The organism is Haliea sp. E1-2-M8 (assembly GCF_030649675.1).
In the GTDB taxonomy this organism is placed as follows: Bacteria; Pseudomonadota; Gammaproteobacteria; order Pseudomonadales; family Halieaceae; genus Haliea.
Genome location: NZ_JAUTDR010000006.1, coordinates 1 through 13,425, shown reverse-complemented (window position 1 = coordinate 13,425; position 13,425 = coordinate 1). Strand labels below are relative to the sequence as shown.

General features: G+C 58.5%; 10 protein-coding genes and 1 tRNA gene. 3 read left to right on the top strand and 8 right to left on the bottom strand.

All coding sequences use genetic code 11. The features are described 5' to 3' along the window. Window positions 1-25: 25 nt before the first annotated feature. The 6 genes from Q6D67_RS06375 to Q6D67_RS06350 all read right to left on the bottom strand — a co-directional run bounded on the left by Q6D67_RS06375 (window position 26) and on the right by Q6D67_RS06350 (window position 7,011). The gene (locus Q6D67_RS06375; protein WP_304704755.1) at window positions 26-892 is read right to left on the bottom strand and encodes a universal stress protein; all 867 of its coding nucleotides are present in this window, start codon (window positions 890-892) and stop codon (window positions 26-28) included. Next, on the bottom strand, window positions 892-1,977 hold the full coding sequence (gene arsB, locus Q6D67_RS06370; RefSeq protein WP_304704754.1) for an ACR3 family arsenite efflux transporter: 1,086 nt from the start codon (window positions 1,975-1,977) through the stop codon (window positions 892-894). Before arsB ends, Q6D67_RS06375 begins: the two co-directional genes overlap by 1 nt. Then, window positions 1,974-3,206 (bottom strand): organoarsenical effux MFS transporter ArsJ, encoded by a 1,233-nt coding sequence (gene arsJ, locus Q6D67_RS06365; protein ID WP_304704753.1) that lies wholly within the window; start codon window positions 3,204-3,206, stop codon window positions 1,974-1,976. Before arsJ ends, arsB begins: the two co-directional genes overlap by 4 nt. A gap of 2 nt (window positions 3,207-3,208) precedes the next feature. After that, a complete protein-coding gene (locus Q6D67_RS06360; RefSeq protein ID WP_304704752.1) occupies window positions 3,209-4,225 on the bottom strand; it encodes an ArsJ-associated glyceraldehyde-3-phosphate dehydrogenase in 1,017 nt (338 codons plus the stop codon). Between the two features lie 81 nt (window positions 4,226-4,306). Next, the gene (locus Q6D67_RS06355) at window positions 4,307-4,654 is read right to left on the bottom strand and encodes a metalloregulator ArsR/SmtB family transcription factor (RefSeq protein WP_304704751.1); all 348 of its coding nucleotides are present in this window, start codon (window positions 4,652-4,654) and stop codon (window positions 4,307-4,309) included. Window positions 4,655-4,800: 146 nt separating this feature from the next. Continuing rightward, on the bottom strand, window positions 4,801-7,011 hold the full coding sequence (locus tag Q6D67_RS06350) for a sulfatase-like hydrolase/transferase (protein WP_304704750.1): 2,211 nt from the start codon (window positions 7,009-7,011) through the stop codon (window positions 4,801-4,803). Window positions 7,012-7,249: 238 nt separating this feature from the next. Between Q6D67_RS06350 and aguB the strand changes: the two genes are divergently transcribed. Next, complete coding sequence (aguB, locus tag Q6D67_RS06345) at window positions 7,250-8,125, top strand: N-carbamoylputrescine amidase (RefSeq protein ID WP_304704929.1); 876 nt, start codon at window positions 7,250-7,252, stop codon at window positions 8,123-8,125. Further along, entirely contained in the window at window positions 8,122-9,219 is a 1,098-nt protein-coding gene (aguA, locus tag Q6D67_RS06340) for an agmatine deiminase (protein ID WP_304704749.1), read from the top strand. Before aguB ends, aguA begins: the two co-directional genes overlap by 4 nt. Here aguA and Q6D67_RS06335 read toward each other — a convergent pair. Then, the gene (locus tag Q6D67_RS06335; RefSeq protein ID WP_304704748.1) at window positions 9,209-9,784 is read right to left on the bottom strand and encodes a PEP-CTERM sorting domain-containing protein; all 576 of its coding nucleotides are present in this window, start codon (window positions 9,782-9,784) and stop codon (window positions 9,209-9,211) included. The genes aguA and Q6D67_RS06335 overlap by 11 nt on opposite strands. Window positions 9,785-10,262: 478 nt before the next feature. On the opposite strand from Q6D67_RS06335, the gene Q6D67_RS06330 reads away from it, so the two are divergent. Further along, window positions 10,263-10,339: transfer RNA gene (locus Q6D67_RS06330), tRNA-Met, on the top strand. A 387-nt stretch (window positions 10,340-10,726) separates the two neighbouring features. Here the strand turns inward: Q6D67_RS06330 and Q6D67_RS06325 are convergent. Beyond that, window positions 10,727-12,127 (bottom strand): amidohydrolase family protein, encoded by a 1,401-nt coding sequence (locus tag Q6D67_RS06325; protein WP_304704747.1) that lies wholly within the window; start codon window positions 12,125-12,127, stop codon window positions 10,727-10,729. Window positions 12,128-13,425: the final 1,298 nt, after the last annotated feature.

The following is a 13,425-nucleotide window of genomic DNA, read 5'->3' as shown; positions in this document are numbered from 1 at the left end:
GCCTCCTGCGCACCCATGGTGGCTGTCATATGCGCTCCTGCTCCTTGATGGGCACCATCAGTACCGGGCGACGAGCGGTTTCGCAGAGTCTTGCAGCGGTGGAACCGATGACTGTGCTTTCCAGCCAGCCCTGACCGTGTTTGCCGATAATAATCAGGGTGCACTCACGTTCCTCAGCGACATGAGCGATGGTGTCACAGGGCTTGCCCTCTTCGATCAGTGGCTTGCCCTGTGTCGCCTGCGGCGGCAGCCGCTTGCGAATGTCGTCAAGTGCCGCGGCGACCATAACGGGCAAGGCGGGCGTCCCGTCCAGGACATCCGGGGTTAAAACAGTGAGCAGATCACTTTGCCCCGCCCTGCCCGCCAGTTCGATGAAAGCGCTTTCCGCTCTCGCGGCATGCTTGGACAGGTCCGTGGCCAGCAGCACATGCGCAAGAGCTTTCTTGCAAACGGCCTCACAGTGCTCCCGGGTCTTGTCGGCGCTGGGTTCCACCCACTCCATGAGAACCGGCCGCGTCGTCTTGCGCAGCACGTCGCGGGCGACACTGCCAATGAACAGGCTGCGAACCCGGCTTTGTCCGCGCGAGCCGATAACGACAAGGTCGGCCTCGACATCCGCAGCGACGGCCAGTAATTCATCAGCCACTGCACCCGCGCTACGTACAACAATCGCGACATCCAAACCCGATTCGCGCAGTGGCACAGCACACTTTTCCAGCCAGGCCCGGTAGTCATCTTCATGACCGTAGCCGGCAAACTGGTTATAACCCACCGGAATCACATGGCCGAGAGTGACCTTGCTGACTCCCCACTCGAGGAGGTCGGGCAGGCAGTCGAGAATCGGTTCTTCGGCTGGAGATAAATCCAGGGCAACCAGTGCGGACGTGAACATCAGACTTTCTCCTTAGCAGGTGAAGCAGCGCCGGCTGCGCGACTCTTTTCCGCAGCGGGGAACCAGTGACTGGTGCGATTGGCGAAGGCTACCAAAGAAAGCATCACCGGCACCTCTACCAGCACACCGACGACGGTCACCAAAGCAGCGCCGGAATTGAGACCGAACAGCCCAATGGCCACGGCCACCGCCAGCTCGAAAAAATTGGAGGTGCCAATCAGGGCACAGGGAGCCGCAACGTTGAACGGCACCCGCCACAAGTAGGCTGCCGCGTAAGCAATGGCAAAGATCCCGTAGGACTGAATCAGCAGAGGCACAGCAATCAACGCAATCAACACTGGCTGATCGAGAATAATCTGTCCCTGAAAGCCGAACAGCAGTACCACCGTCGCCAGCAGCCCCAATACCGACAGCGGCTTGATGCTCGAGGTAAAGCGCGATACCTGAGCTTCACCCTGCGCCCCGGGGCCGGCATTGCGGACCAGACGCATCCGGGTAAGGGCGCCAGCCACCAGCGGAATGACCACATACAGCACCACCGACAACAGCAGGGTTGTCCAGGGCACGTTGATGTCGGTTACACCCAGCAGCAGAGCAACAATCGGCGCAAACGCGAAAATCATGATGACGTCGTTGAGAGCAACCTGAACCAGGGTGTAATTGGCGTCCCCCCGCGTCAGCTGTGACCAGATAAATACCATCGCGGTACAGGGAGCCGCTCCCAGGAGAATCATGCCGGCGATATATTGGCTCGCGTTGGCCGGGTCGACCAGATCGGCGAATACCACCTCAAAGAACAACACGCCCAGCGCCGCCATGGTGAACGGCTTGATCAGCCAGTTGACCACCAGAGTGATCACCAGGCCTTTGGGACGCTTGTGAATGTGCCTCAGGCTGGTGAAATCCACCGACACCATCATGGGGTACACCATGAACCAGATCAGTACCGCAACAACAAAGTTGACCGAGCCATACTCCAGCCCGGCAAGCATCTGAAAGGCATCCGGTAGCAGGGTGCCCAAGGTGATGCCCGCGACAATACAGAGCAACACCCACAAGGAAAGATAGCGCTCAAACAGACTCATGGTGCACTCCTTCTTGCTCCGGGCAGCCAGAGGGAAATAATGACCGTTGCTACCAGCATCGCTGCGGAAATCCACAGGCAGGCAGCCAACCCGGCCGTTCCCTGACCAGCCAATTGGAACACCCAGCCCGACAGCACCGTACCGATCAGCCGCCCCATGGCGTTGGCCATGTAGTAGAAACCGACATCCAGCGACACGCCGTCTCTGCCCGCATAACTCACTATAAGATAGCTGTGCAGCGAGGAGTTGATCGCGAACAGCACGCCGAACAGGAGCAGGCCGCCAATCAGGACCATGGTGGGATTGATTCCTGCTCCCAGGCCCAACGCGATCACTGCGGGCAACAGTGCCAGGCTGGCTGCCCACAGGGTAGCTGATCGCCCATCCGGAACCGACCCTTTAACGCTTCCCGTAATCCGCGGGGCGATCGCTTGCACCGCTCCGTAGCCGATGACCCAGACAGCGAGAAAGCCACCCGTCTGGCTATGGTTCCAGCCCAGGGTTTGCGACAGGAATACTGGCAGGGCCACCACGAACCAGACATCCCGGGCGCCGAACAGCAGCATCCGAGCCGCCGAAAGAATGTTGATGGCGCGGCTCTTGGACAGGATTTCGCGGAATCTCGGCTTGTTCTTCGCCTTGCCCAGATCCTTTTTCAGGAATACCAGGCTTGCCAACCAGACCAGCGCCAGGGCGACCGCCATCGCCCCCACGGCGCCGGCAAAGCCCAGCCACATCAGCAGCACCCCGCCGAGGAAAAAGCCCGCCCCCTTGAGGGCGTTCTTCGACCCAGTGAGAATGGCCACCCACTTGTACAGCGTGCCCTGCGAATCGGCTGGCACCAGCAGCTTGATCGAACTCTTGGCACTCATTTTGTTCAGGTCCTTGGCGATGCCGGACAGCGCCTGGGCCGCCATGACCCAGGGCACGGTCAAAAGGGCCGCGGGCACCAGCAGCATGGCCAGGGCGATAACCTGCAGCGCCAGCCCGACATTCATGGTGCGGTTGAGGCCCACATGCGCGCCGAGCCAGCCCCCCACCAGGTTGGTGATCACCCCGAAGATTTCGTAGAACAGAAACAGCAGTGCAATTTCCAACGGCGAATAACCCAGCCCATGGAAGTGCAGCACTACCAGCATGCGCAGGGCGCCATCAGTCAGGGTGAAAGCCCAGTAGTTGCCGGTGACCACCAGGTACTGACGGATTTCGGGAGAGAGGTGGCCCAGCATGGTCAGGCGCCCAGGTGCGAGCGCCCGACTTTCAGCGCCAGTTCGGCCGTGCGGTTGGCGTAGCCCCACTCGTTGTCGTACCAGGCGTAGATTTTTACCTGGGTGTCGTGGACCACCATGGTCGACAGGGCATCAATAATGCTCGAGCGCGGGTCGGTCTTGTAATCGATAGACACCAGCGGCCGCTCCTCGTATCCGAGAATATCCTGCAGTGGGCCCGATTCCGCGGCCGTTTTGAGCAGCTGATTGACGGCTTCAGCAGTGGTCGCCGTCTCCACTTCGAACACACAGTCGGTCAGCGAGGCATTGGCCAGCGGCACCCGCACCGCGTGGCCGTTCAGCCGCCCCTTGAGCTCGGGGAAAATCTCGGTGATCGCGGTTGCGGAGCCGGTAGTGGTGGGAATCAGGCTCATGCCGCAGGCGCGGGCGCGGCGCAGATCCTTGTGCGGGGCGTCGAGAATGGTCTGGGTGTTGGTCACACTGTGGATGGTGGTCATGCTGCCGTGGCGGATGCCCAGGCTCTCATGGATCACCTTGACCACCGGCGCCAGGCAATTGGTGGTGCAGGAAGCTGCGGTGACAATCTTGTGAGTCTGCGGGTCATAGAGGTGATCATTGACACCCATGACCACGTTCAGTGCTTCCGGCTCCTTTACCGGCGCGGTGACTACCACCCGCTTGACGCCCTGGGCCAGGTAGGCATTGAGCACTTCGACCGTCTTCATCTTGCCGCTGGCCTCGATGACCAGGTCGCAGCCCGACCAGTCGGTCTCCTCGATACGGGTGTTGCAGCTGATGCCTATGCGCTGTCCATCCACCACAATCCCGCTGTCTTCGGCGGTGGCTTCGTAATCCCAGCGGCCGTGTACCGAGTCGAATGTCAGCAAATGCGCCAGGGTTGCAGCATCCCCTGCGGGATCGTTGATATGAACGAACTCGACCTCGGGCCAATCCCATGCAGCGCGTAACGCCAGACGGCCGATGCGGCCAAAACCGTTTATCCCAATTTTGATGCTCATGCAAAACTCCGTAACAGATGACGAGGGTTGGATTGCATTCCCGCGCAGCTGAGAGGTTTCTCTACAAGCGCTCAGGAACCGTTAACGACAATCTCCAGCGCGTTTGAGTTGTTCAATTGCCTGCAGGCGCAGCAGGTCCCCTGCACAAGGGGTACCAGCTCCAAGCCCTTCCCGAGTTGCAGCGAGTACCTTGCGCTGCCAGGGCTCCAGCCCGGCGTGGAGCCGGTAGTACACCCACTGCCCTTCGCGGTGGTCACTGACCAGGTTGCAGGCGCGCAGCTGGGCCAGATGCCTGGAAATCATCGGCTGGGAAACCTCCAGGGAATCGGCCAGATCACACACGCAGATCTCCTCCCTCGCCCACAGCAGCAGCAGACAGCGCAAGCGGGTCTCGTTGCCGAGGCACTTGAAGAAGTTTTCGCCCCTCATGACGCGGTGCCGCCTCCAGATTATCGAGCATATCCCATGATAGCTCCTGATATACGTATAAGCATATATTAGTGGTGGAAATTTTATGCAGGGTCCGGCCCCGCCACAGAGCGCGGGGGGCGGCCTTTCCTGGCAACTGATGCTGGTCAGGAGCTCCGGCAGTCCAGGCCCATATTGGCCTCTATGACCGCCAGGTCCTCCTCGTCGGTGCGACCATCCAGGTTGAAGTCATACCAACTGGAGCGACCCTCGTTCCGCTGGCTGAAGTGCTCCCAGTTGCTCACGTCTTCCTGATCGACCACGCCATCATTATTGCCATCGCCAGCACACTCGGTCTCGCTGGCCTCCAGCTGTTGCAGTGCAGTGTCCAGAGACTCGTAGGCCTCCATCTGCCGCTCGGAAAGCTGGGCATTGAGCAGCAGGTTGAGCTGCGGATTGTCCAGCCTGGGGATGGGTACATCCTGATCAATTTGATAGAACTCATCGGTGGAGTGGAGCTCCCCGGTCTCGCAGTCGCGGCGCGCTATCCTCAGCAGTTTGTAATCCGCATCGCGAATCGCTGCCTGGGATTCTGGCAGCACATCCGCCGGTGCTTCCCCCTGCTCGGCCAGAAAGTCATTGACCGCACAGCAGGATGACAGCCCCTCTGGCCCTGCAGCCCCGTCCGCACCGTACCAGGTACCCCCCTGGTCGGCGCACACCCCTTGCTGTGGGAACAACTGCACACAAATATTGTAGGAGGCGATAACGCAGGGCGACGGCAGAGCGGCTTCGGTCGAGCTTAAATTAGTGCCCAGTGCAGAGTAATTGACCTCCCGAATCGAATCACGGCCGGGTTCAGTCAGGTATGAAACCATCGACTCCGCGTCGAGTTGCCTGAACGCCGGCACGGCTTCGCGAACATTCGCCTCCCCCAACTCGGCAAACAGGCTGAACAGGTCGGTCACATTGACCATGTGGGGAACATCGCGGTTCGGCTCCACCACCATGGGGCCGGCGACCAGCATGGGTACCCAGATGCCCGTCTGGTAGGGAAAGCCCTTGGCCAGGGTCGGGTTGAACGGCGCCTTTACACTGGGTCCATAGGTGCCATTGTCACCGACCATGACGATCGCGGTGTTGGTTTCCTCGGGGCGATAGCGCAGGGTTCCATCGTCATCCTGCTGTGCCAGGCCGGACTCCACCAACAAGCGCCCGATCTCACGGTCCATGGCTTCCAGCATCTGGTTGGACAGCACGCGTTGCTGCGGCACGTCCTCGCAATCGAAACCGCCTGCCGCCTCGGAGCCTTCCGGCAACAGTGACTCAGGCGGAGGCTGGATGGGAGTGTGAATCGCGGAGTAGCCGACGCTGAGCATCCAGGGCTGCCCCGAGGGCTGACGATTGATCCAGCCAACAGCGCGGTCGGTTTCCATGATTGTGCGGTAGCCGCGGCTGCTGGCATCCGAGGCGGGAATCACCGTATCCGAGCCATCTTCACTGTTGATCACCCACTCCGCGGTGTAGTAGCCGTTCTGCTTGCTGAAGTCGATATGCGCAGGGACCGAGGACTGGCAACTCGCGCCGGGATCGAGGATGCCGCCGCGCTCAAGGCAGAGGCGCCCCGGGGTGTGGTGGTCACCGAGATCCAACGACGAACAGCTACCGTCGGGCTGATAGCAGGCTCCCGCATCAGCACCGTGCAGAGGATCGTCCTGGATACTGGGGACAAATCCGCAGCTGTGGACGCCCGGTTCGGCGACACCGCCGGCAGTTGAATCAATGGGGAACGGACCGCCATCGAGGTAGCCCTCGAAATAGTCCCAGCCCAATTCCCTCATGACACTGTCACCAAGGGGGTGGTTCGCGGGATTCAGGTCCGACCCGGAGATGTGCATCTTGCCCACCACAGCGTTGACGTAACCTTGCTGTTTCAAGACCTTGGGAATGGTGATTTCAAAGGGTGACACCTGTGAATTTGCCAGGTCAGTAGAGACAATGGCGGTACGCACATCGGTGCGGAACGGGAAGCGCCCCTCAAAAAATGCGGCCCGGGAAGGCGAACAGGTTGGCATTGACCAGGCGTTGCGGAACCTTACCCCCGCTTCCGCGATACTATCGATATTGGGAGTATGGGCTGGGGTGTGGCCGCCGTAGCCAAATGCCGACAACTGATCAATCCCGAGGTCGTCCATTACGATAAACAGGATATTCGGCGTGCTGACGGGCTGAGGCTCGGGCTCTGTGGGCGCCTCCGGCGGCGGCACCGTCACCACTGGCGTCGAATCGGAGCCGTCAGAGCAGGCTGTGAGCGCGCCCACAAGGAGAGCTGCCAACAGCAGTGGTCCGCGCGGACGCTGGATAATAAATCGGGGCATGAGTCCATTCACCTTGGTTGTTTGGCTGGCATCGATGGCGGCCCGACCGGAAAGGCGAGCGCCCGCTGAGGAATATTTTTATGCCGGAACAGTGTATCTCAGTGATTCAAGCGCCTCTGACTTTAACACAGTTTGCCGGCAAGCCCAGAGTAACCATGACGCAATGAAAGGGGTCCCAAGATCCACGTCCTGGCCATACAATGGGCCTTTCAATCACAGTGCGGGAGAGTAGATGACCATGGCACGTAACGTTACCGTCGCCGCCACCCAGATGGCCTGTAGCTGGGATCGGGAGGCCAACATCGCCAACGGAGAGCGCCTGGTGCGCGCTGCCCATGGCGAGGGTGCGCAGGTCATCCTGCTGCAGGAGCTGTTCGAAACCCCCTACTTCTGTCAGCAACCGAATGAAGACTACATGCTGCTGGCGACCCCGCTGGCAGAGAACCCGGCGGTTCAACACTTCCGCGCGCTGGCCCGAGAACTGCAGGTGGTGCTGCCTGTCAGCTACTTTGAGCTGGCGGGGCGCGCCCGCTTCAACTCGGTGGCAATCATCGACGCCGACGGCAGCGTGCTCGGCAACTACCGCAAGAGCCATATCCCGGACGGACCCGGCTACCACGAGAAGTTCTACTTCAACCCCGGGGATACCGGCTTCCGGGTCTGGGGCACCCGCTATGGCAAAATCGGCGTCGGCATTTGCTGGGACCAGTGGTTCCCGGAGAGTGCCCGCTGCATGGCCTTGCTGGGGGCCGAGCTGCTGCTCTACCCCACCGCCATCGGCAGTGAACCCCACGACCCCACCATCCACAGCCGCGACCACTGGCAGCGGGTGCAACAGGGCCATGCCGGCGCCAACCTGATGCCGCTGATCGCCAGCAACCGCATCGGCCAGGAACTGCAGGACGACAGTGACATCACCTTCTACGGCGGCTCCTTTATCGCCGACCACACCGGCGCCATGGTCGAAGCGGCGGACGGCGACAGCGAGACCGTGCTGGTACACAGTTTCGATCTGGACGAGATAGAGAAAATGCGTACCGCCTGGGGCGTGTTCCGGGACCGGCGCCCACCCCTGTACCAGCCCATCAACACCCTGGACGGTGAACACGCGTGAGCGTTCGCGCCAGCAAACCTCGGGCGGATGGCTTCTTCATGCCGCCGGAATGGGCCCCCCAGACCCAGATCTGGACCCTGTGGCCCGAACGCCCGGACAGCTGGCGCGACGGCGCCCTGCCCGCCCAGGCCGCTTTTGTCGCGGTAATTCGCGCCATCGCCCGCTTCGGGCCGGTAACGGTCGGCGCATCCCAAACTCAATTCCAGAATGCCAGCCAGCAACTCGCCGGGGACGCCAACATCCGGGTCATTGAACTTTCCAATGACGATGTCTGGATGCGCGACTGCGGGCCAACCTTTGTGATTGACGGCAAGGGCCAGCTGGCAGCAGTGGACTGGGAGTTCAACGCCTGGGGCGGGCACGAAGGTGGGCTCTATCCTAGCTGGGATCTGGACAACCAGGTGGCGCAGAAAGTGGCGCAACTGGAACGGGTCCGGCGTTACACGACACCTGGATTTGTGCTCGAAGGCGGCTCCATTCATGTGGATGGCGAAGGTACCCTGCTAACTACCGCCGAGTGCCTGCTGCACCCAAACCGCAACCCGCATTTGTCTCAGGCGGAGATTGAACACTATCTGCGCGACTACCTCGCAGTCGACACCATCATCTGGCTGCCGGAGGGCATGTACAACGACGAGACCAACGGCCACATCGACAACTTCTGCTGCTTTGTCCGCCCCGGGGAGGTGCTCCTGTGCTGGACCGACGACGAAACTGACCCCAACTACAGCCGCTGTCGGTCAGCGCTGGAGGTACTGGAAAGAAGCCGCGATGCCCGGGGCCGGGAACTGGTAGTCCACAGAATGCCGATCCCGGCCCCACAGTATGCCATCCTCGAGCGCGACGGCGGTGCACTTGGCCAGGTCCCGGACGAGAACGGGCAGCCCGAACGACTGGCTGCTTCCTACGTCAACTTCCTGATCGTGAATGGGGGGATCATTGTCCCGGGGTTCGATGACCCACAGGATCGCAGCGCCCGAGAACTACTGGCGACGCTGTTTCCCGAGCATGAAGTAGTGATGGTGCCCGGGCGGGAGATCCTGCTGGGCGGCGGCAATATCCACTGCGTTACCCAGCAGCAGCCTAGCCCTTGACCGCTGCACCGCGGCGGCGAACGAGCAGCTGACTGCCGAGCAGACCGACGCCCAGCAGGGCCAGAGTGCCGGGGGCGGGTACAGCAATGACACTGTCGTCTTCACCATTCACTATGCGCTCCCTCGCATAGACGGTCAGGATGGACTTCTCGAGGACGATATTTCCCTGATGGAGAACACGCGTCAAGTCGACGGAAAGGCTTCCCAAATCTGGAATGAAGAATCCGGAGATATCGAGCACAGTATCATTCAGCTCTGATGCTTTGCCTGCATCCGCGAAGTCGCCTTCCAGGCTGACCGAGATCATGTCGGATATTGCAACTCCATCGTTAGAGGGCACGGATAAAGTCAGCTCAAGCGTTCCGCTTACGAAGTCATGCAGCTCGGAATCGAAGGGAGTGGGAGACACTCCAGCCAGATCATGGATATAGGAGCGCGAGGCGGGATTTCCCGACAGGTTTCCTACTTTTGTCAGCGTCTCGCTGAATTGAATTAGACCAGCCTGAGCAGAACCTACACACCCTGCCAACATCAAACCCACCCCCAAGTTACGTAGTTGCTTCATCGCTCTTCCCCTTGACTGCTTTTTTGACTTTATGGTGCCAAGTCCCGGATTTCACCCCAGCTTGGCTAAGGCTAACGAAGCACATTTTGTGCCATGACTTGTAACTCTATGTTTTGAAAGCACAAGCGTTGGTTTTGCAGGGTGTATCTGCTGGAACTGTAAAAAAATGCAGAGAACCAGTGGAAAAAGACATCGCAGATTCCATCGGCAAACATAATCCATTCGGAAATACAAGGCCTCGCTATATGTATTACAGTGCACATAAGCAACTATTTACGATGTGGTTACAATTCTGTGACCTGGTTCACCCGGGCAGCACCTGGATTCGGCTGGTTACGGTGTAAAGAAAACTGACAGCGCTGCACCATTCGTGGCCGCTGAAGCAACAGACTTTGCTGGCCGGTCTTCGCTTGACTTGGGAAATCAAAATGGGGAAAATGCGCGCCTTTCCGGGGCTCTGGCCCCAGCACAAGATTGTGGCTACGTAGCTCAGTTGGTTAGAGCACAGCATTCATAATGCTGGGGTCGGTGGTTCAAGTCCACCCGTAGCTACCATATTTCCTATTTAAAAACAGCGACTTACGAAACCTCAAACCGCCTTGAGATTCTCTCTCCAGTTGCTCGATTAGCACGGACTTCTCCACCTTTATCGCCGTGCGCAGTGCTGGCAGCGAATCTGCCACCCGACGCCGATAAGTGAGAACTGCTGCATTTGGTTAAGAAGCCTTGACCACTTACCTCTGGATAGTACCCCTCTCTCGAAGGCTTCGAACGATTTCAAAGAACCTCCACTACGGAACTTCGGTTTCAGGTCGGAAGCGCTCTCCGCGGATTCTACATCAGCAACACGTTGCAGAGCGATGCCGGACGTATTCACTCACGGCCAGGAGCGGACATTACAGCGCTATACCTTTAGGCGCTCCAACAGCCAGGAGGTACAGATCAACGCAGATAAGGTGCCACATTCCCGGTGATGGTGCGAAATTCCTGTTCGTTGAGTGGAATGAAGCCCACCAATGAGCGCCACGAGTGATACGCATCCTGCCCGTCTGAACCGAAGAGCATCCGCGGAATGCCAATCCTCCTGATGAGCGCGGCGACCTCCTGTTGGGTTTCAGTCGAGGAAGTTTGCGAAACTTCCGCGGAGATTTCGGAGAGGTCGAAATAAAGATTGTTCGTGGAGTGTTCACCGGCCTCGATAGCATTGGCGAACTCTTCAAGGGCCGCCCTGGAATAGGCTTCGCCGCCCCAGAGATGCGGCACTTGAATGACAATGTCAGGCGCCACGCTCACAATCTGATTCAGAAAGACCCGTACTTGCTCGGCACCGTAGTCCTGTCCACCCCGAAGATGCACTACGAGCGGGAAGCGGTGCTGGTTGGCTGCTGCAAAGACTCCGCGGAGGCGTAGCACATGGTCTTCGTAGTTCAGATCCACTCCGGACATGCCGAAGCTGAACTTGAGGCCGCGGAATGTCGGATTTGCCGCGCAACGGTCTAGTTCATCAAGTGCATGGTCGGCAACCGGGTTGAAGCTGCAAAACGCAACCAGTCGATCAGGAAAAGACTCGACCTGGGCCGCGGTCCAATCATTCTCCTCCATCACCACCGGATACGGATCTTCGAGGAGGATCATTGGTCCATCCGCCCAGAATGCTTCCGAAAGGACGACCGAGCGCCTGATGTCTGCACGATCCATCTCGGCGACCAGCTCCTCTGCCGTCCGGACACGCTCACCTGGAGCGATCGGAAACCTCGGGATCTCGGTTGCAATAATCCATCCGTTATCGTTCCGCAGCAGTGATAGCTGAAAGTAGCCAAGGTGCTGCTGTGCAGGAGGGGCTCCACGAGTGTAGTAGCCGGACAAATGCGCAGCATCGCCCTGCCTCAAAAAATGTACCGGCGTCATCGAGTAGGCACTGCCGAATCTCTGCACCAGGTAAGCGGCAATATCCTCTTTGCCGAATAGCCACCCTCGTCGCGATTCCGAAAGTAATGCGCTATCTGCGAAGTAAAGGCTCGAAAGCTCGCGTGGATCATTCCAGGATCTCTCGCGCCGCGCCAGAAGCCCCTTGATTTCAGCTGGCACATTAATCGCGTCCGCGAGCGGTGCTCCGCTAGCGGCCCTGGCAATGGCTGGCCCCATCAAGTGCTTGTGATGGTCTGTGGATGGGCTGACATCCTGAAACAGTTTGCCAGGAAGAAACGCGGCCTGTGAACGTTTTGGCATTTGCGCTGCGGGGGCTGTCGCCGCAGTGTTCACGCAGGCTGCGCATCCCAATGCAAGTACTGCGAATGCAGTCGCGCGAACGCCGTTTTCCAGAGCTCGAATTCTCGAAGGCACGGTCATCTCCCGGTGTACGCTATTCTAATTTAGTTCCCACCCGCCAAGAGCGGACCTAACCCCAACCTACCGCATGGAAGATTTCAGCGACTCTCTGCGACGACGAATGCCCCACACCACCAGGCAGCCAGATACTACGACTGGAATGAGGATCATGCCGAGTGCAGCGGCTATTGAATCTCTATTCGGCAGCTGAAAACCGGTGGAGGCAACGTGATGTGTCATCACAAACACCAAGACTGCACCTAGTACAGCAGACACGTACGCAAATCTCGCTGTAACAGTTAACCCAATACTGGAGAATCCACCCACTATTATTGCCAGGATAGTAACAGAATATGCCATAACGCCATCGATTGTTGCCAACACAAAGGACCACGCTGACAGACAAAGACTAATCCATCCAAGTGTCGCCCAGATTGTCGGGGAAAACTGCTTCATGAGTTCAAGCTTGTCGCCGCGTGTGTTGGGTCGGAATGCTCCGGTGCCTGAAGGAGAGTAGCATGCAGGCTTGATCCCACTCAATCCAACGCCCATTACACAATGGGCCAGGGGCGGACTTACGCTGCCAAGACAAGCGAGCTGAATTCATTGCAACGGGTCAAGCGAAACGTTTTATTATGGCCCCGGACTTGGCCGCTGCTTTAGGGTTGTAACGCAAAGATATACTCAGTAGTACAAGACGATACAATTGCCCCTTCACTAAATTCTGTCTTCTCCAGTGCTTGTCGGGCAGATCTGACAAACGAACCACAGATACCTTTCTCGTTGAGAGCTTTGATATTATGTGGTGAACCATCGGCAGACAAATCAAAGGAGAGCCGAACAACTGTACAAGACGAGAAATCTTCCATAGTTCTTCCACCACACAAAGTTCTGGGGAAATATGGCTTACCTTCTATTTCGATCCGATCCGAGCACTCGCCTGCAACCACCTCACCCACACACATGGTGCCAACGATTAGCGCAAAGCTTGCTATGGGTATTTTCATCAGCAGTGCCAAGTAATGATTTGCAGCCAGTTCTAGATTTTCAATTGATCCATGGACAGAATTCTAAATCTACAAAGCGTCCGTTGTCTCTAGGCGAAAAGTGACATTTCATCAAGCTATACCAGCCTTCCAACCCTGATAAGTTCCAAACTCGGCCAGGAGCGGACATATGGTGCCACCTAGTGCAGCAAGCTTTAGCGAGTCCGGTCACGCAGCGCCGACCAACATTTATTTGTTTGGCTCTTCCCCAATCATGGTGGGTAATCATTGACGGATTCCGGCCGGATACAGCTGAAGGCCGCCAAG